Source organism: Streptomyces sp. CBMA156 (genome assembly GCF_014596515.1).
Taxonomy (GTDB): Bacteria; Actinomycetota; Actinomycetes; order Streptomycetales; family Streptomycetaceae; genus Kitasatospora.
In genome coordinates, this window is record NZ_MSJQ01000249.1 from 61,195 (window position 1) to 80,648 (window position 19,454).

The following is a 19,454-nucleotide window of genomic DNA, read 5'->3' on the forward strand; positions in this document are numbered from 1 at the left end:
TCAGACGTAGACCACCACGGATGACAGACAATTTCGGCTCCTCAATCTGTGGGCCGCGCCGGCCGATGGGGTCGGCCGGCGCGGTGGGGTGTTGGTGTGGTGGGGGTTTCAGCGGCTGGTTCCGCCGAGTCCGGAGGGGCCCTGCCAGGTGCCGTTGTTGACCCAGTCGTTGGCGAGGCTGCCGTAGGTGTCGATGAAGGCGACGTGGGTGCCGGCGGCGTCGGTGGCGATGGAGGAGCCGGGGCGGGCTTGGCCGCCGATGCCTGCGGGGCCCTGCCAGGTGCCGTTGTTGACCCAGTCGTTGGCGACGTTGCCGTTGGGGTCGATGAAGAAGATGTGGTCGCCGTTGGCGTTGAAGGCGAGGGGGGAGTCGTTGCGGGCTTGGCCGCCGAGTCCGGAGGGGCCCTGCCAGGCGCCGTTGCTGACCCAGTCGTTGGCGAGATTGCCGTTGTTGTCGACGAAGGCGACGAGGGTGCCGGCGGCGTTGGTGGTGAGGGAGGAGCCGGGGCGGGCCTTGCCGCCGATGGGGGAGGGGCCCTGCCAGACGCCGTTGCTGACCCAGTCGTTCATCACGTTGCCGTCGGGGTCGATGAAGAAGGCGTGGTCGGCGTTGGCGTTGAGGACCACGGGGGAGTCGCTGCGGGCCTTGCCGCCGAGTCCGGAGGGGCCCTGCCAGGCGCCGTTGCTGACCCAGTCGTTCATCACGTTGCCGCTGGGGTCGACGAACGCGACGTGGCCGGCATTGGCATCCATCGACACCGGCGAAGTCGAAGTCGTCGGCGAGGTGGTGTCAGGGACGATGTTCTTGTAACGCAGGGCTTCGTAGTAGGAGATCGGGTACCCCTCGAGCGTGCTCGAGTAGACGCTGCCCTGCTGCTGGTCGGTGACCCGCCCGGGCTTGTGTTCAGCGTCGTAGTTGAAGGTCCCTGCGGACTTGTTGACCCACGAGTCGAACAGCACGACGTGATCGGCGGTGTAGTCCAGGGCGTCGCCCGGCTGGAGGCTCGTGTTGCCGCTGATGTTTTCGGCGACGACGGTCGAGAAGTTCGGAAGCATCTGGGTGGTCGGACTGCTCTTCAGACCCCAAGCCATGGAGACGAAGCCGGAGCAGTCCTCGCGATAGGGGCCGCCGACAGTGTTGTCCTGCCACGAGGCATATTGGCTGTACGGGACGGCGTTGTCGATCCAGTCGTGAGCTCGGGCGATCATCTGCTTCTGCGTGATCGCCCCGCCCGGCGCGGCCGGTCCGATGGTGCCGGTCGAAGTGGCGATGCCGGACCCGATGGGAACGGTACCGGCGAACGCGTCGCCGGCCGGTATCAGCGCGGCCATCGCACCGAGCATCGAGGCAGCGGCGAGGACGGCGACGCCCTGCTTCTTCTGTATGGATGACATCGATGTCCTTCTCTTGGAGGGCGGTTGGTGCTCGGCTGATCAGCGTGCGCCGGCCTGGGTGGCCAGCAGGTTCGTGAGCAGCGACAGCACGTTCGGGTCCTGGCGCACGTCGTACGGGCCGGAGGCCGGAGAGTCCTTGGCCAGCTCGTCGAAGTGCAGGACCAGTACGGACGTGCCGCGCGTGGCGAGGAAGAGGTGGTTGGTCTGCGAGCCCGGGGCCGAGATGCCTGCGACCCCGCTCCAGCTGCGTGCGAAGGCAGCGGTGTCTTCGGCACCGGCGGTCTGGTGTGAGAGTGCGTCAGCCGTGAGGTGATTCGTGGTCTGCAGGGTCCTGGAAGTGGCCTGGCACGCGGACATGCCGGAGTGGATCCCCTGGTACGCGGCCGAGGCCCCGGCCGCTGTGCCGAATGTGTAGGTCTCCAGCACGGCCGGGTTGCCGCCGCTGCTCAGATACGGCTGCTGCTGCCAGGTGGCGGCGCCGTGCACGTTCGCGCACTCGTTCAGCGTGATGTCGTGGCCTGTGACCTCGCGTACCGGCCCCGGGGCCTTCGCGGTCCACGACTGGGCCGTGTAGGTGCCCAGGTCGGAGCCGACCGTCACGGCGGTCGAGGTGTCCAGGGCAGGCTTTGCGGCGTCGCTGCGCGGCGCTTCGGCGGAACTCTCCGCGGCCGGCTTGTCCGGTGCTGTGTTGGTACCGGATGAGGTGACCCTGGAACTCGCCGACGGGACTGGAGCCGCCGAAGCCGAGGAGGGGGTCGACGGTGCCGCGGCCGGGGAAGCAGCGGCCGAGTCGGCGGTTGGCGTCGTGCCGACGGGCGGCACGCCGAGGGGCGTCGTGCTGACGGCCGTCGCATCCACCGTGGCCGCGGCCTTGACCTGGTCTGCGGTCGGCACGTGTCCTCCGCTGCCGCCCGACACCGCCAGACCCAGCGCCCCGATGCCGAGTGCGGCGCCTGCCGTCACGGCTGCCGCCAGGCGGGAACCTCGGATGGAGAAGCTGAAAGCGGGCATGACGAACTGACTCCTCGAAGAGTGATGCGCGGGCGGTGGCTCCGTGGCCGATTCCGGCCGGAAGGCGGGTGTGCGGGCTCGCCGGTCGGGAGCGCCTGAGGGGTTTCGCAGGGAGCGGTGGCCACGGGGCCGTCCGCAGCGAGGCAGCAGGCCGTGTCGGTCGGTCAGGCCTTGGGGCTCGGCCCTTCGGCCGGTGGATCCGGCATCAGCTGGGGCGGCAGGTAGCACCTGCGTAGCACGGGTGATGCCTCGTGGCTTCGCGTGAGCAGTGCGGTGGCCCGCTGAAGGGCACCGTGTGTTGTGGTCGCTGCCGGGTCAGATGACAGGAAGTACATCAGGAGGTCGACCCGGCTGCTGTCGTGAGAGCCCGAGATGTGTTCCAACCCGTCTTCCGGCAGGGCGTGCGCCCACAGGATTCCCAGGACCTCGGCTACCTCGCCTGCCGATTGGGGCGGCGCCGCGGGGCGGCGGAGCAGGCTCGTGTAGACGAGGTCCATCTCGTGCCTATCCCCACTGCGCGTTGTCGGCGAGGTGGAGGGTGGCGTCGGCCACTGTCGAGGTGGGGCTCTGGCCGCCGTCGGCCACGGCGGGCAGCAGTACGAGGGTGCTGGCGGCTAGGGCGGCGGCCGCGGTGGCCAAGACGAGGCGAATGTTGAACATGGTGTTGGTCCTCCATCGGAGATGTGACGGGTTCGGTCTGGCGTCCCGCGGTTGACGCTCATGCCGATGTTCCGGCCGCCGGCTTGGTGTTCCCTGCCGGCGATGAACAGCTTCGTCCCTGGGATGAGGCCGGGGAAGGGCTTGTGGCTGTCGCCAACTCGCCTGGCGTCATCCCGCCTTTGTGTCATGAGCTTGTCAAATGCCTTGGTCAGACATTGAGAAGATATTGAAGGGTTGGCACCCGCGGTGCGACGATGCGGTGTGTGCGTACCGCAGTGGGTGCGGGCGCGAATCCGGGGGGAAACGCGATGCTGGAAGCGCTGGGTGTCAGTGCGCTCGCAAGTACGGTCTATCAGGCCATGCTCGACCATCCCGAGTACGGCGTCTCTCAGCTGGCCCAGCTGTGCGGCGTCTCCCCTGTCCAGGCGCACGACTGCCTGGACGAACTAGGGCGTCTGTTGCTGGTGCGAGCCTCGACGGAGCACCCCGGCCGTATGTGCGCCGTCTCGCCCGAAGTCGGCTTGGCGGACATGATTGCCCGCCAGGAGGCTGATCTGGCGGCCCGCCAGGCCCAGTTCGCGGCTTCCCGGGCGGCTGTCACGCGTCTGGTGGCCGAACGTGCCGGCTCCCAAGCCACCCACGGTGAACGCCTCCTGGGCATGGACGCCATCCAGGGGTGCATTGAGCAGCTGGCCCGGAACATGAACCAGGAATGCCTGGGTGTCCATCCCGGCGCCAGCCACCGCCCGGAGGACCTCGCGGCGGCACGGGGCGCGGACGAGAAGCCGCTGGCCCGCGGGGTCGCCATGAAGACCCTCTACCAGGACACCACTCGCAACGACCCTCACACCACCGCCCACGCCCACTGGCTCCTCAGCCGAGGCAGCGAGGTGCGCACCGCTCCTGTTCTCCCGCAGCGACTCGTCATCTTCGATCGGGCCCACGCCTTGGTCCCCATCGACCCCGCAGACACCCGCAAGGGCGCGCTCCACGTCACTGAGCCCGGCATCGTCAACGCCCTCCTCGATCTCTTCGACCAGGCCTGGGCCACAGCCGTCCCCCTCGGCGCCATCCGTTCCGAAGACCCCGAAACCGGCTTGACCGGCACCGAACGCGAACTCCTGCGCCTGCTCGCCGGCGGTCTCACCGACGACGCCGCCGGCCAGCGTCTGGGCATCTCCTCGCGCACCGTGAGCCGCCACATGGCTTCGATCATGGAACGTCTCGGCGCTGCCAGCCGCTTCGAGGCAGGCCTCAAGGCGGCTCAGCGGGGCTGGCTGTAGGCCGGACGCCTGCCTCGACAGGACTTCATCGGTGCCCGTCGGACCCTCCCCTCGTCCCTCCGGACCGAGTACGCACGATCGACTCGTTCGTAGACGACGGGGAGGGCTCCCGATGGGCTGCCCCATCCGGTCTGTGGTCGTTGTCCGGAGGGCTCGGGCGCATCGGGTACACATGGACGGTGACATCCCAGCTCTTCCCGACCGACGTGCAGCAGTCGCTGGACCTCGTCGGCATCTTCGTCTTCGCCCTCTCCGGGGGTCTGCTCGCCGTCCGCAAGAACATGGACATCTTCGGGATCTGTGTGCTGGCGGAGGTCACCGCGCTCGGCGGCGGGGTGATGCGCGACCTGGTGATCGGTGCGACGCCGGTCGCCGCGTTCACCAACCTCGGGTACTTCGTGACGCCGCTGGGTGCCGCGCTGGTGGTGTTCTTCCTGCATCCGGAGGTCGAGCGGATCAACCGGGCGGTGCAGACCCTGGACGCGCTCGGGCTCGGGCTGTTCTGCGTCACCGGCACCGCCAAGGCGCACGACTTCGGGCTCGGCGCGGTCGCGGCGATCGCGCTCGGCATGGTCACCGCGGCCGGCGGCGGTGTGATCCGCGACGTGCTGGCCGGCGAGATCCCCTCGCTGCTGCGCTGGGACCGGGAGATCTACGCCGTCCCGGCCCTGGTCGGCGCCACCATGGTCGCGCTGCTGATCGCCGTCGACCGGCTCACCGGTGTGACCGGCACCGCCGCCGCGCTCACCGCGTTCGTGCTGCGGATGCTCGCGCTGAAGTACGGCTGGCGCGCGCCGCGGGCCTGGCACCGCAACGGTTCTCGCACCAGCGAGGAGTAGGCGAGCCGCCGTACGCGAGCGAGATCGCCTCGGCGGTGCAGAGCAGTTCCGGCACCATCCGGGCCAGTTCGGCCGGCGGCACCAGGCCGGCCGGGGCGCTCAGCGCGCAGGCCGCCACCGCCCGTCCGCCGCTGCCCGCCACCGGCGCGGCCACGCAGGTCACCGGCTCCCGGTGCTCGGCGGACTCCGCGGCCCAGCCCCGGCGGCGCACCGCCGCCAGCTCGTCCGCGGACTCGTCCGACAGCTGGTCCGACAGCTCCTCGGTGAGGGCGCCGTCCGCGGGCAGTCCGGCGAGCAGCACCCGGCCGACCGCGGTATCCGTCACCGGGGCCCGGCGGCCGATCCGGGACGGTTCGGCTCCCGCGGGACCGGCCACCTCGTCCAGGTAGAGCACCTCGCCGTCGTGCAGCACGGCGAGCCGGACGGTGTAGCCGCAGCGGGCGTTGAGTGCGGCCAGGTACGGCGCGGCGACCTGCCGGACGTCGAAGTCCTCCAGCGCGCGGTGGGCCAGCGAGAGCACCCGGCCGCCGATCCGGTAGCGCAGGTCGGGCTGGCGGCGGGCGAAGCCGTGCTCCTCCAGGGTGCGCAGCAGCCGCAGGGCGGTGGACTTGTGCACCCCGAGGCTGCTGGCGGCCTGCTCCAGCGAGAGCGGCGCGTCGCCGAGTGCGTCGAGCAGGGTCAGCGCGCGGTCGACCGACTGCGACATGGCGTTTTCCCGTGGATCCGGCTGACTGGTGGCGTCAGGCTAACCGCTGGGTGGCTCAGTGGTACAAACCAGTGCCGGACGCGGCCGTCCGGCAGCGGTGCACCGGGTGGGCACCGTGACGCGTCGGACGGGCGGCAGCGGTGCGCCGGGCCGGTGCGGGCGGAAGGTGGCCGGATCAGTGCGCAGCCCTGGAGGAGTGCCCGGCGCCGCGCTCTACAATCGGATGGTTATGCCATACCTGGACCATGCGGCGACCACGCCGATGCTGCCCGAGGCGATCGCCGCGATGACGGCGCACCTGGGGGTGGTCGGCAACGCCTCGGCCCTGCACGCGGCCGGCCGACGGGCCCGCCGGGTGGTCGAGGAGTCCCGGGAGTCGCTCGCCGATTCCCTGGGTGCCCGCCCGAGCGAGATCGTGCTCACCGGCGGCGGCACCGAATCCGACAACCTGGCGGTCAAGGGCCTGTACTGGGCCCGCAGGGACGCCGACCCGGCCAGGACCAGGGTGCTGTGCAGCCCGGTCGAGCACCACGCGGTGCTGGACGCTGTGCACTGGCTCTCCGAGCACGAGGGCGCCGAGGTCGAGTACCTGCCGGTGGACCCGCTGGGCCGGGTGCACCCTGCGGAGCTGCGCGCGGCGATTGAGCGCGATCCGGCGTCGGTCGCGCTGGTCACCGTGATGTGGGCCAACAACGAGGTCGGCACCGTCCAGCCGGTGCACGAACTGACCGCGGTGGCCGCCGAGTACGGCATCCCCGTGCACGCCGACGCGGTGCAGGCCCTCGGCCAGGTTCCGGTCTCCTTCGCGGAATCCGGCCTCACCGCGCTCACCGTCACCGGGCACAAGATCGGCGGCCCGTTCGGCATCGGCGCGCTGCTGCTCTCCCGGGGTGCCGCGCCCGTACCGCTGCTGCACGGCGGCGGGCAGGAGCGCGACGTGCGCTCCGGCACCCTCGACGCCCCCGGTGCGGCCGGCTTCGCGGCCGCCGCGGCGCTCGCGGTGGAGCGCCGGGCCGAGCACGCCGTCGCGCTGGGCACGCTGCGGGACGAGCTGGTGGCCTCCGTCCTGGCCGCCGTCCCGGACGCGGTGTACAACGGCGACCCGGCGGCCGGGGGCCGGCTGCCCGCCAACGCGCACTTCTCCTTCCCCGGCTGCGAGGGCGACGCGCTGCTGATGCTGCTGGACGCCCAGGGCATCGAGTGCTCGACGGGTTCGGCCTGCTCCGCCGGGGTGCCGCAGCCCAGCCACGTGCTGCTCGCGATGGGCGTCGACCCGCTGCTGGCGCGCGCCTCGCTGCGGTTCTCGCTCGGGCACACCTCGGTGCGGGAGGACGTCACGGAGCTGGCGAAGGCCATCGGGCCGGTCGTCGAGCGGGCCAGGAACGCGGGGCTGGCCTCCGTGCGCCGGTAGCACCGGCGGCTTCGACGGCCGGGCATGTCCGGCGGCCCCGTAGGCTTGTACCCACCATGACTGACTTCCCGGGTGCCCCGACCACTCCGTCCACCGGCCGTCTGCGCGTGCTCGCGGCGATGTCCGGCGGAGTCGACTCCGCCGTCGCCGCCGCCCGCGCCGTCGAGGCGGGGCACGAGGTGACCGGCGTCCACCTGGCACTGTCGGCCAACCCGCAGTCCTTCCGGACCGGTGCGCGCGGCTGCTGCACGATCGAGGACTCCCGGGACGCGTGGCGCGCGGCCGACGTGATCGGCATCCCCTTCTACGTCTGGGACCTCGCCGAGCGCTTCCGCGAGGACGTGATCGACGACTTCGTCGCCGAGTACGCGGCCGGGCGCACGCCCAACCCCTGCCTGCGCTGCAACGAGAAGATCAAGTTCGCGGCGCTGCTGGACAAGGCGGTCGCGCTGGGCTTCGACGCCGTCTGCACCGGCCACTACGCCCGGATCGTCGACCTGCCGTCCGGGGACCGCCAGTTGCACCGGGCGGTCGACGCGGCGAAGGACCAGTCGTACGTGCTCGGTGTGCTGGACGCGGACCAGCTCGCCCACTCGCTCTTCCCGCTCGGTGACACCACCAAGGAGGAGATCCGGGCGGAGGCCGAGCGCCGCGGCCTGGCCGTCGCCAAGAAGCCCGACAGCCACGACATCTGCTTCATCGCCGACGGCGACACCCAGGGCTTCCTGGCCAAGCACCTCGGCACCGCGACCGGCGACATCCTCGACGCCGACGGCACCAAGCTCGGCGAGCACGACGGCGCGTACGGCTTCACCATCGGCCAGCGCAAGGGCCTGCGGATCGGCCGCCCGGCGGCCGACGGCAAGCCGCGGTACGTGCTGGACATCTCCCCGGTGAACAACACCGTGACCGTCGGCCCGGTCGAGGGCCTGGACGTCACCGGGCTGACCGCCATCCGCCCGCGCTGGTGCGGCACCGAGCCGCTGGCCGACGGCCGCTACACGGCCCAGCTGCGGGCCCACGGCGAGGAGGTGCCGGTGCACGCCTCGGTGGCCGAGGGCGAGCTGCGGGTGCGGCTCGACACCCCGGTGCGGGGCATCGCCCCCGGCCAGGCCGTGGTGGTGTACGACGGCACCCGCGTCGTCGGCTCGGCGACCATCGCGAGCACCGAGCGCCCGGCCGTCACCGCCTGAGCGGGGGACGTTCGCGGGCCGGTCCAGCCAGGCCCACCGCGCCTCCTCGGTGACCGTCAGCTTCTGCGTTCCTGTGACGTGCTCTTCGCCTCGACCAACAGTGACACTGACAAGCGCGTACTCGACCAGCTCTGGATGAGGGCGGTGCTCCTCGTTCGGGTGAAATGACGGCGGGCCTGCCGACCGTACGGGACCATGAAGTACGGTCGGTTCCGGGTTCGCGCACGGAGTGGAGGTGGCGCAGTGTCCTACGAGCCGAGGCTGGCAGCAGCGCTGTCCGGCGCCACGATGCGGCAGCTTTCGCACTGGCGGAAGTCCACGGCCGCGCGGGGAGCCGTCTTGGTGCCGGAGCTCTCGGCGGCTCGACCGGTTCTCTACTCGTTCAGGGATGTCGTCGCCCTGCGCGTCTGCGTTCGCCTGCGCCAGGAGGCGTCGCTCCAGAAGATCCGGCGCGCACTGGACACCCTGCGCGACGGTCTCGACGAGCGGGAGCACCTCTCCGGATACCGGCTCGTGGCCGGGGACGGCACGATCTACCTCGCCGCGCCCGACCACGCGGTGGACCTGGTGCGCAGGCGCGGCAACGTGGTCATCCACGACATGGTTGATGTGCTGCAGCCGTTCTACCGGAACGGCCGCCAGATTCCAGCCCTGCTGCGCCCGAGGAACCACCTGACCGTCGACCCGCTGGTGCGTGGCGGCGAGCCGGTGATCGAGGGGACGCGCATTCCCGCTTCCGAGGTCGCGGCGCTTCTGCGGGACGGCGTCCCTCCGGAGTCGATCAAGGACTTCTACCCCGGTGTCGCCCCGGAGGCGGCACGCGATGCGGCGGATTTCACCGCCTATGTCGACAGCTACTCGGATGAGGGCCCCCGGCAGGCCGCGTCTTGAGGATCCTGCTCGACGAGAACGTCCCTCTCCCCTTGGCCCACATGGCGCGGCTGCTCGTGAAGCAGCACGAACTCCGGCACGTGGCGGAGATCGACGGTTGGGCCGGTACCAAGGACATCGAGCTCTACACGAGGGCCGCCTCGGCGGGCTTCCAGGTCGTGATCACCAACGACGGCAAGCAGATGTCCCGGCCGCTGGAGGTGGCTGCGATCGCCGCGTCGGGGCTGCACAGGGTCGAGTACCGGCACAACCACAAGCACGGCGGCCTCGTGGGGCTCGGAGTCGCCCTTGCTACCGTGTGTGCCGGACTGCCGCACGCGTTGGGTGAGTTGGAGAAGGCCACCGGTCAGCTGCTGATATCCCTCACCTCGGTCGACCCCACACGTCAGAGCCGACTGCGCATCGTCGATCCGTTCGCAAGCCCGCCGAAGCACTGGCCGACGTCCGGCGATCCGTCCCAGGAGCCCGCCCGGGGGCAAATCCGGTGAGCGGGTGCCCGGGCTCGTGATAGACCAGACGACACTATGAACATCTCTGTCTTCTGCTCCGCGTACTCGCTCGACGACCGCTACTCCGCCCCCGCCGCGGAGTTCGCCCGGCTCCTGGGGGAGGGCGGGCACACCCTGGTGTGGGGCGGCTCGAACGCCGGGCTGATGGGGCTCCTCGCCGACGAGGTGAAGGCGGCCGGCGGCCGACTCGTCGGTGTGATGGTCGAGATGCTGAGGCACAAGGCGTACACCGGCGCCGACGAGCTGGTGTGGACGGCCGACCTCCCGGAGCGCAAGCGGGAGCTGGCCTCGCGGGCGGACGCGGTCGTCGTCCTGGTCGGCGGGCTGGGCACCCTGGACGAGGTCACCGAGGTGCTGGAGCTCAAGAAGCACGGGATGTTCGACAAGCCGGTGGTCGTGCTGGACACCGAGGGCTTCTACTCGGGCCTGCGGACCCAGATGGAGCGGATGGACGCCGAGGGCTTCCTGCCCCGCCCCCTCGCCGAGCTGATCACCTTCGCGGACACGCCCGCCGAGGTGTTTGCGCAGCTCAAGGCCTGAGAGGATCGGGACCATGGCTGCACATCTGATCACCGGCGCCGGCTCCGGCATCGGCGCCGTCCTCACCGAGAAGCTCGCCGAGCGCGGGGAAGAGCTCTGGCTGCTGGCCCGCGACGCCCGTCGGGCCGCCGAGCTGCGCGAGCGCTTCCCCGGGGCGAAGACCCTGGCCGGCGACCTCGGCGACCCGGGCAAGCTGTCCTGGGCCTTCGGCCACCAGCAGTTGCCCGTCCGGCTGGACTCGCTGCTTCACGTCGCGGGCATGGTCGAACTCGGCACGGTCGGCGACCTGACGCCCAAGGCCTGGCAGGAGACGCTCAACGTCAACCTCGTCGCCCCCGCCGAGCTGACCCGGCTGCTGCTGCCGTCCCTGCGGCTCGCCAAGGGCCAGGTGGTCTTCGTGAACTCCGGCGCCGGCCTCAACGCCCACGCCGAGTGGTCCGCGTACGCGGCCAGCAAGCACGGCCTCAAGGCGCTCGCCGACTCGCTGCGCCAGGAGGAACGCGCCAACGGGGTCCGGGTCACCTCGGTCTACCCCGGCCGGACCGCCACCGCGATGCAGGTCAAGGTGCACCAGCAGGAGGGCAAGGAGTACGACGCCGACCGCTGGATCGAGCCCGAGTCCGTCGCCAAGGCGGTCCTCGCCGCCCTCGACGCCTCCCGGGACGCGGAGATCACCGACATCACCGTCCGCCCCGGACGGTAGCGCGCCGCAGGGGAAGCCGGCCCGGCCGACTTCCCACGCGTTCGCCGCGTGGTCGTGGTCCCACCCGGCCCGGCTCCCCTGGCAACCGGCCCCCGTTTCCGAGCCCCGCGCTCGGGACGGGGGCCGTTCGCGTGCGGCCCGTTGACCTGCGGAAAGCCGCTGGCGCGGCCCATTCGGTTGTGGAATGATCCGCTCCGCCCTCCAGTCGATCATTTTCGGACACAGGAGGGGCAGAAAGCGCCATCGGCGCTTCAGAGTGCCCAGGGGGCTCCCATTTCCAGATTCCGCACAGCTCTCGCTGTCGGCGTGACGCTGCTCGGGGCGGTCGGTCTGCCGGCCGTCGGCGCAGGTGTCGCGGCCGCGGCGGGCGGCACGCTCTACGTCAACAACGCCGCGGGTGCCAACTGCACCGACAGCGGCAGCGGCGCCCAGCCGGCGCCGTACTGCACGATCGGCGCGGCCGCGGCCGTCGTCCAGCCGGGGCAGACGGTCGAGATCGCCGACGGCGTGTACGCCGAGGACCTGACCTTCACCCGGTCGGGCACGGCCGAGGCGCCGATCACCTTCCGTGCCAGGAAGGAGGAGTTCTCCCCGGGCGGCGGCGCGAGGATCGGCGACTGGAACAAGCCGGTCAACGGCCTCGTGGTCAAGGGCGCCGGCTACCTCCGCTTCGAGAACCTCATCGTCAACTCCGCCTTCCAGAAGCCGACGGTGCTGGTCGACGGCGCCCACGACGTGTCGTTCGACAACATCGACGTCTCCGGCGGCACCGGCATCCGGATCACCAACGGCTCGGACAAGGTCCTCTACGGCCGCGGCGCCTTCGGCTACGTGCAGGGCCCGGCGGTCACCGTGGACGGCGGCTCCACCGGCACGGTGGTGACCACCAACCAGATCCAGGCCAACTACGTGCCGGAGATGACCGGCGTCCTGGTCAAGGACGCCCCGAACACCGTCGTGGTGAGCAACAGCGTCACCTCCTCCTGCTTCGCCGGGATCGTGCTGGACGGCACCTCGACCGGCGCGGTGGTCGAGAACAACGTGGTGAACACCGCGAAGAACCAGAACTCGGCCTGCGCCGCCCCGGGCAACGCCACCGGGATCACCGTCGGGGCGAACGCCGTCGCGGGCACCAAGGCCGACTACAACCTGATCGACCCGAGCAGCGGTGCCGCGGCGTACAAGTGGGCCGGCACGCCGTACACCACCCAGGCCGCGTTCACCGGGGCCACCGGTCAGGGGACGCACGACTTCGTCGCCTCGACCTGGGTGCAGAAGGGCCCGGACGCGCCGGTCGACCACCGGATCGACTCGGCCGACGAGAACGCCCCCGGCATGCTGCCGACCGACCGCGGCGGCTGGGCCCCGGTCGACAACCCGACGGTCGCCAACACCGGTACCGGCAGCGGCTTCCGCGACCGCGGCGCCTACGAGGACCTCGACACCGGCAGCGCGTTCACCCCGGCCGGTCCGACCCGCCTGCTGGACACCCGGGCGCCGATCGGTGTCCCGACGGCGAAGGCCGTCCCGGCGTTCGGCACCGTCGACCTCCCGGTGACGGGCGTCGCCGGAGTTCCGGCGGAGGGCGTGACGGCCGTGACGCTGAACGTCACGGTGACCGACCCGCAGCAGGACGGGCACCTGACCGTCTACCCGCACGGTGACCAGGCACCGACCGCCTCCAACCTGAACTGGACGGCCGGGCGGACGATTCCGAACCTGGTGACGGTGCCGGTGAAGGACGGCAAGGTGTCGTTCTACAACGCCTCCGGCGGCACCACCCACGTGATCGCCGACCTGGAGGGCTACTTCAGCCCCAAGGGTTCGCTGTTCCACCCCCAGGGCCCGACCCGGCTGCTGGACACCCGCGCGCCGATCGGCGTCCCGGCCGCCCAGGCCGTGCCCGCCTGGGGCACCGTCGACCTCCCGGTGAGCGGCGCCGCGGGCGTCCCGGCGTCCGGTGTCACCGCGGTGACGATGAACGTCACGGTGACCGACCCGCAGCAGGAGGGCCACCTCACCGTCTACCCGCACGGTGACGCGCTGCCGAGCGCCTCCAACCTCAACTGGACGGCCGGGCGGACGATTCCGAACCTGGTGACGGTGCCGGTGAAGGACGGCAAGGTGTCGTTCCACAACGCCTCCGGCGGCACCGTGCACGTGATCGCCGACCTCGCCGGCTACTACGCCACCGACGGCAAGCTCAGCTACCGTCCGGCCGGTCCGTACCGGGTCCTCGACACCCGCCAGGACACCTACTGGGAGTCGGGCACCCGCCCCGCGGGCACCGTCCCGGCGTGGGGCACGCTGGACATCCCGTTCGAGGTCCCCGGCGCCACGGCGCTGACCCTCAACGTGACGGTCACCGAGCCGGGCACCGAGGGCCACCTCACCGTGTACCCGCACGGCGGCGCGGCGCCGAACGCCTCGAACCTGAACTTCCTGCCCGGCGAGACCATCCCCAACCAGGTGGTCGTCCCGATCAAGGACGGCAAGGTCTCGTTCTACAACGCGAGCGGCGCTCCGCTGCACCTGATCGTCGACCTGTCCGGCTACCAGGCGTACTGATCCCGCCAACGAACGAACGGCCCCGGTACCGAGCCCCGCGCCCGGTACCGGGGCCGTCGGCGTGAGCGGGCCCCGCCCGGCTGAGTAGGCTCGGGCGGGTGAGCACCCCACATCCCTTCCCCGACCTGCGCGGCGCCGCCACCGGCGTCGGCTCGCTGCCCGGCACCGACGCCCGGGAGGCGGCCAAGACCGCCACCGGCGCGCTGGAGCACCTGCCGTTCCTGCCCGAGCTGCCCGCGCGCGGGCCCGGCGCCGACATGATCGGGCGCGGCGCCGGCCTCCTGGTCGAGCTGTTCGCGCAGACCGAGCCCAGCGGCTGGCGGTTCGCCGACCGTCCCGGCCGGGACACCCGGCGGGCCCACTCCTGGCTCGGCGAGGACCTGGACGCGCTGGAGGAGTTCACCCAGGGCTACCAGGGCGCGCTCAAGCTCCAGGCCGTCGGCCCCTGGACGCTGGCGGCGAACGTCGAGCTGAAGCACGGCGAGAAGGCGCTGTCCGACCACGGGGCCTGCCGCGACATCGCGGGCTCGCTCACCGAGGGCCTGCGCCGCCACCTCGCGGACGTCCGCAGGCGGGTGCCGGGCGCGCAGCTCGTCCTCCAGCTGGACGAGCCCTCGCTGCCCGCCGTCCTGTCCGGGTCGGTGAAGACCGCCAGCGGCTTCCAGCGGCTGCGCGCCGTCGACCGGCAGGTCGCCGAGGAGGTGCTGCGGGAGGTGATCCGGAGCCTCGACGTGCCCGTGGTGGTGCACAGCTGCGCCCCGGACGTCCCGGTCCCGCTGCTGCGCCGCGCCGGAGTCGCCGGGATCTCCCTCGACTTCTCCCTCCTCACCGAGCGCCAGGACGACGACCTGGGCGAGGCCGTGGAGGCGGGCACGGCGATCCTCGCTGGTGTCGTTCCCGCCACTGACCAGGCAGTGTCCGACCCTGCCGGTAGTGTCCAGGGTGTCAGGACCCTGTGGCGCAGGCTCGGGTTCGCCCCGGAGCTGCTGGGCCGCCGCGTGCTGGTGACGCCGACCTGCGGGCTGTCCGGGGCCTCCCCGGCGTACGCGCGCAAGGCGCTGTCGCTCGCGTCGCGGGCGGCACAGAGCCTGGTGGACAACCCGGAATGAGAACGTAGGAGGGCTTGCGGTGACGGCTGTCGAGGGCTGGGAGGACGTCCCGGCGGAGGTGCGCAGGCGGCACGCCGAGCTGGCACAGGAGATCACCGACCACCGCGCCCGGTACTACGAGCAGGACGCCCCGATCGTCAGCGACGCCGAGTTCGACGCCCTGATGCGGGAGCTGGAGGCGATCGAGGCCGGGCACCCGGCCCTGGTCACCCCGGACTCGCCGACGCAGAGGGTCGGCGGCGACGTCGCGGAGGGCTTCACCAAGGTCGAGCACCGGGAGCGGCTGCTCAGCCTCGACAACGCGATGGACGACGAGGAACTCGCCGCCTGGGCCGAGCGGGTCGCCCGCGAGCTGGACGGCATCGACTACCACTACCTGTGCGAGCTCAAGGTGGACGGCCTGGCCGTCAACCTCACCTACGAGCGCGGCGAGCTGGTGCTCGCCGCGACCCGGGGCACCGGCCGGGTCGGCGAGGACATCACCGCCAACGTCCGCACCATCAAGGAGATCCCGCACCGCCTCAAGGGCGAGGACATCCCCGAGCTGGTGGAGATCCGCGGTGAGGTGTTCCTCCCGACCGAGGCCTTCGAGGAGCTGAACGCCTCGCTCGCGGCCGAGAACGAGCGCCGCAGGGCGGAGAACGAGGCGCGCGCCGAGGAGGGCAAGCGCCCGCAGGCCCTCCTCAAGCTGTTCGCCAACCCCCGCAACGCCGCCGCCGGTTCGCTGCGCCAGAAGGACCCGCACGTCACCGCCTCCCGCCCGCTGCACATGGTGGTGCACGGCATCGGCGCCCGCACCGGGTTCGACATCGACTGCCAGTCGCACGCCTACGACCTGCTGCGCGCGTGGGGCCTGCCGACCGCCCGGCACAACAGGGTGGTCGGGACCCTCGACGAGGTGCGGGAGTTCATCCGGCAGTTCGGCGAGCAGCGGCATTCGGTCGAGCACGAGATCGACGGCGTCGTGGTCAAGGTGGACGAGATCGCCCTCCAGGGCCGGCTCGGATCCACTTCCAAGTCCCCGCGCTGGGCGATCGCCTGGAAGTACCCGCCGGAGGAGGTCACCGGCAGGCTGGCGCAGATCCGGGTCGGCATCGGGCGCACCGGCCGGGCGACCCCGTTCGCGGTGCTGGCCGAGCCGGTCAAGGTCGCCGGTTCGATGGTGCAGTACGCGACGCTGCACAACCAGGAGGTCGTCAAGGCGAAGGGCGTGCTGCTCGGCGACACGATCGTGCTGCGCAAGGCCGGTGACGTGATCCCGGAGATCCTCGGGCCGGTGGAGGACCTGCGGGACGGCACCGAGCAGGAGTTCGTGATGCCCTCGCACTGCCACGAGTGCGGGGCCGAGCTGCGTCCGATGTCCGAGGGCGACATCGATCTGCGATGCCCCAACGCCCAGTTCTGCCCGGCCCAGATCCGGGAGCGGATCGCCTTCCTGGGCGGCCGCTCCTCGCTGGACATCGACGGCCTCGGCTACGTCGCGGCCACCGCGCTGACCCAGCCGCTGGAGCCGGCCGAGGCGCCGGTGAAGGATGAGGGCGACATCTTCGGGCTGACCATGGAGCAGCTGCTGCCGATCCAGGTGCTGGTGCGCGACCAGAAGACGGGCATGCCGAAGCTGGACGACCGGACCGGCAAGGAGAAGAAGGCCACCTTCTTCGCCAACCAGAAGGGCGAGCCCAAGAAGACGGCCGGTCTCCTGCTGGAGAACCTGGAGAAGGTCAAGGAGCGTCCGCTCTGGCGCTTCCTCAACGGGCTCTCGATCCGGCACGTGGGGCCGGTCGCCGCGCAGGAGCTGGCCCGGGAGTTCCGAGACCTGGACCGGATCTTCTCGGCCACCGAGGAGGAGCTGGCCGCCGTCGAGGGGGTCGGGCCGATCATCGCCCGGTCCGTGGTCGAGTGGTACCAGGAGGAGTGGCACCGCGACATCCTGGAGAAGTGGCGCACCGCCGGCGTCCGCTTCACCGAGGAGTTCGCGGACGAGGAGGAGGCGGACCGTCCGCTGGAGGGCCTGACCGTCGTGGTGACCGGCACCCTGGCCGGCCACACCCGGGACGGCGCCAAGGAGGCGCTGACCTCGCGCGGAGCGAAGGTGACCGGTTCGGTTTCGAAGAAGACCGATTTTGTGGTCGCTGGTGACAATCCAGGGTCCAAGTATGACAAGGCCGTTCAGCTCGGCCTGCCGGTCCTGGACGACGCCGGGTTCGCCGTGCTGCTCGCCGACGGGCCGGCCGCCGCCCGTGCCCACCTGGGACTTCCGGAGCCGGAGGGGGCGGAAGAGGCGGAGAAGGAGCCCGTCGAGGACTGACCCGAGCGGCCGGTGACCGGATCGGTGTTGTTATCGTCCTGATGCAGCGTCATCGGGTGCCGCCCTGTGAAAGCGGGCATTGTGTCACTGTGCGACACCCGGGCGCGGTGGCGCGTTTCCGGTTGTCCGAAAGTCTGCCCACCGGGTGGACCCCGGCATACCCTGGAGCGCAACAGAGTGTCAGCAGGGGTGGGGGCACCGGCTGGGCCGGTGTTCCGCGGGGTCGCTCCATGCCCGGCAGCTGTCGGTACCGGCACGGTGCCTCACCGTAAGGCGGCCTGACGGGGCGGGCCCGACGGAGGACAGGGCTTATGGATCGTACGACCGGCGGTGCGCCCACACGCCCGCCGCAGGGGGTGGCGGGGGCGGTCCTGCTGCTCGGCGTGCTGCTGGCCGGAGCCGCGCCGCTCATCCCGCTGGCCGTCCTGGTCTACCGGTACGAACCCGAGTTGCTGCCGCTGTTCGCCGTGCCCCTGGCGGTGCTGGTGGCGGCCTGGCGGATCGCCCGGGACCGCGCCCGCGACCAGCTGACCGACCCCCTGACGGACCTGCCCAACCGTCAGGCTCTGCTGCTGGCCGCCCAGGAGGCGATCGCGGAGTGTGAACAGGGCTACAGCGTCGGTCTCATCCTGCTCGATCTCGACCGCTTCCGGTCGCTCAACGACACACTCGGTCATACGGCCGGCGACCGGCTGCTGGTTCACATCGCCCGCCGGCTGCACCGGGCGCTGCGCTCCGGCGGTCCGGCCGGCAGCGCCACCCGGGAGTCCATCGACGACGTCTTCGCCGGCCTGCCCAGGCACTACCGCCGCGGCCGTCCGATGGTGGCCAGGATGGGCGGCGACGAGTTCGCCGTCCTGCTGCCCGGCATCAACTGCCCGGACAGCCTGGAACGGGTCGCCAAGGCGCTGATCGCCGAACTCGCCGCCCCGATCCGGCTGGACGGACTGCTGCTCGTCCTGGAGGCCACCGGCGGCGTCTGCGTCTACCCGCAGCACGCCCAGGACGCCGAGTCGCTGCTGCGCCGGGCCGACGTCGCGATGGGCCACGCCCAGCGCGGATGCAGCGGCGTGGCCCAGTACGACGAGACCCAGGACGCCGACACCCCGTACCGGATCGGTCTGCTGGGGGACCTGCGCCGGGCGCTGGAGACCGGCGAGGTGCAGCTGCACTACCAGCCGAAGGTGGCCTTCGACGGCCGGGTGGTCGGCCTGGAGGCGCTGCTGCGCTGGGAGCGGCCCGGGCAGGGGAAGGTCTCGCCGGATGAGTTCGTCGGGCTCGCCGAGTCCAGCGGCCTGATGCCCCGGCTCACCGACTACGTGCTGGAGGCGGCCGTCGGCCAGCTCGCGTACTGGCGCGAACAGGGCCTCCAGGTGCAGGTCGCGGTCAACGTCTCGCCGCGCGACGTGCTCAACCCCGGCTTCGCCCAGCGGGTGGCCGGGCACCTCGTGCGCCACCAGGTGCCCGCCCACGCGCTCCAGCTGGAGATCACCGAGCGGCTGCTGCTGGACGACTCCCGGCGGGCCGCCGACACCCTGGCCGAACTGCGCGGCTACGGCGTCGGGATGTCCCTGGACGACTTCGGCACCGGGCACTCCTCGCTGGTGCGGCTGCGCAGCCTGCCGGTCGGCGAGCTGAAGATCGACCGCTCCTTCGTCTCCCGGATGGTCGCCGACGACCACGACGCGGCGGTGGTCCGCTGCTCGGTGGAACTCGCCCACTCGCTGGGCCTGACCGTGGTCGCCGAGGGAGTCGAGGACGACGAGACCTGGGAGCGGCTGCACTGCATGGGCGTGGACGCCGTCCAGGGCTGGCTGGTGTCGGCGGCGCTGCCGGCCGAGCAGGCCACCGCCTGGCTGCGGGTGCACCGCATCGGCGCCCCGCCGGTGGAGCGGCTCGGCGTACCGCCCCAGCTGCACGCCGGCTTCCAGCCGGCTCAGGGCACCAGGCCGATCGCCCAGCCCGTCAGGCCGCCGGTGCTGCCGGTGCTGCCGCCGACGCTCCCGCCGTGCCGGCCGCCGGTCATCCCGCCCACGCTGCCGCCGGTGGCGCCGGTGGCCCAGGTGGCGCAGGCCGCGCACATGGAGATCAATCCGCAGGGCTGGGCCCGCACCAGGCCGCAGTAGCACCAGCCCGCAGCGGCGCCGGACCGCGGCAGCAGCCGGCGGACGGCGCGGCCGGGGGCGCCCGCAGGACGTCGCGCCGGGGTGGTGACGGGGCAGTGACGGGGCAGTGACGGGCGCCTCGGTTCACGCGTTGGCCGGTGGCCGGTCGCGGCCCCATAGGATGGGGTCCAAAGACCACGAGGACGGAGCGTCGAACCCGGCT

General features: G+C 71.7%; 15 protein-coding genes and 1 pseudogene. 12 read left to right on the forward strand and 4 right to left on the reverse strand.

From position 1 onward, the window contains the following. Positions 1-108: 108 nt before the first annotated feature. The 3 genes from BU198_RS20715 to BU198_RS20725 all read right to left on the reverse strand — a co-directional run bounded on the left by BU198_RS20715 (position 109) and on the right by BU198_RS20725 (position 3,066). Positions 109-1,395 carry a hypothetical protein gene (locus BU198_RS20715; protein ID WP_188298339.1) on the reverse strand — a complete coding sequence of 429 codons (1,287 nt, stop codon included), beginning with the start codon at positions 1,393-1,395 and terminating at the stop codon, positions 109-111. 39 nt (positions 1,396-1,434) lie between these two features. After that, positions 1,435-2,406 carry a hypothetical protein gene (locus BU198_RS20720; protein ID WP_188298340.1) on the reverse strand — a complete coding sequence of 324 codons (972 nt, stop codon included), beginning with the start codon at positions 2,404-2,406 and terminating at the stop codon, positions 1,435-1,437. 504 nt (positions 2,407-2,910) lie between these two features. Beyond that, the gene (locus tag BU198_RS20725) at positions 2,911-3,066 is read right to left on the reverse strand and encodes a hypothetical protein (protein WP_188298341.1); all 156 of its coding nucleotides are present in this window, start codon (positions 3,064-3,066) and stop codon (positions 2,911-2,913) included. Positions 3,067-3,374: 308 nt separating this feature from the next. Here BU198_RS20725 and BU198_RS20730 point away from each other — a divergent pair, with 308 nt between their 5' ends. Further along, positions 3,375-4,349, forward strand: a complete 975-nt coding sequence (locus tag BU198_RS20730; protein WP_188298342.1) for a helix-turn-helix transcriptional regulator — start codon at positions 3,375-3,377, stop codon at positions 4,347-4,349. A gap of 179 nt (positions 4,350-4,528) precedes the next feature. Beyond that, positions 4,529-5,188 (forward strand): trimeric intracellular cation channel family protein, encoded by a 660-nt coding sequence (locus BU198_RS20735; RefSeq protein ID WP_188298343.1) that lies wholly within the window; start codon positions 4,529-4,531, stop codon positions 5,186-5,188. Here BU198_RS20735 and BU198_RS20740 read toward each other — a convergent pair. Further along, positions 5,094-5,894, reverse strand: a complete 801-nt coding sequence (locus tag BU198_RS20740; protein ID WP_188298344.1) for an IclR family transcriptional regulator — start codon at positions 5,892-5,894, stop codon at positions 5,094-5,096. The two genes, BU198_RS20735 and BU198_RS20740, sit on opposite strands and share 95 nt — an antisense overlap. A gap of 229 nt (positions 5,895-6,123) precedes the next feature. Between BU198_RS20740 and BU198_RS20745 the strand changes: the two genes are divergently transcribed. From BU198_RS20745 to BU198_RS20790, 10 genes and pseudogenes are all read left to right on the forward strand, one after another. Next, positions 6,124-7,305, forward strand: coding sequence for a cysteine desulfurase family protein (locus BU198_RS20745; protein WP_188298345.1), 1,182 nt, complete (start codon positions 6,124-6,126; stop codon positions 7,303-7,305). A gap of 56 nt (positions 7,306-7,361) precedes the next feature. Beyond that, a complete protein-coding gene (gene mnmA / locus BU198_RS20750) occupies positions 7,362-8,498 on the forward strand; it encodes a tRNA 2-thiouridine(34) synthase MnmA (protein ID WP_188298346.1) in 1,137 nt (378 codons plus the stop codon). 243 nt (positions 8,499-8,741) lie between these two features. Next, complete coding sequence (locus BU198_RS20755; protein WP_188298347.1) at positions 8,742-9,389, forward strand: DUF433 domain-containing protein; 648 nt, start codon at positions 8,742-8,744, stop codon at positions 9,387-9,389. Beyond that, positions 9,386-9,877, forward strand: coding sequence for a DUF5615 family PIN-like protein (locus BU198_RS20760; RefSeq protein WP_188298348.1), 492 nt, complete (start codon positions 9,386-9,388; stop codon positions 9,875-9,877). The genes BU198_RS20755 and BU198_RS20760 overlap by 4 nt, the downstream gene beginning before the upstream one ends. Positions 9,878-9,913: 36 nt before the next feature. Further along, complete coding sequence (locus BU198_RS20765) at positions 9,914-10,438, forward strand: TIGR00730 family Rossman fold protein (protein ID WP_188298349.1); 525 nt, start codon at positions 9,914-9,916, stop codon at positions 10,436-10,438. A 13-nt stretch (positions 10,439-10,451) separates the two neighbouring features. Next, positions 10,452-11,141 carry an SDR family oxidoreductase gene (locus BU198_RS20770; RefSeq protein WP_188298350.1) on the forward strand — a complete coding sequence of 230 codons (690 nt, stop codon included), beginning with the start codon at positions 10,452-10,454 and terminating at the stop codon, positions 11,139-11,141. A gap of 306 nt (positions 11,142-11,447) precedes the next feature. Then, on the forward strand, positions 11,448-13,709 hold the full coding sequence (locus BU198_RS20775; protein WP_188298351.1) for a right-handed parallel beta-helix repeat-containing protein: 2,262 nt from the start codon (positions 11,448-11,450) through the stop codon (positions 13,707-13,709). Positions 13,710-13,807: 98 nt separating this feature from the next. After that, positions 13,808-14,818, forward strand: a complete 1,011-nt coding sequence (locus BU198_RS20780) for a methionine synthase (RefSeq protein WP_317620225.1) — start codon at positions 13,808-13,810, stop codon at positions 14,816-14,818. 19 nt (positions 14,819-14,837) lie between these two features. After that, entirely contained in the window at positions 14,838-17,126 is a 2,289-nt protein-coding gene (ligA, locus tag BU198_RS20785; protein WP_188298352.1) for an NAD-dependent DNA ligase LigA, read from the forward strand. A gap of 374 nt (positions 17,127-17,500) precedes the next feature. After that, a pseudogene (locus tag BU198_RS20790) lies at positions 17,501-19,340 on the forward strand (putative bifunctional diguanylate cyclase/phosphodiesterase); the annotation flags it as partial. Between the last annotated feature and the right edge of the window lie 114 nt (positions 19,341-19,454).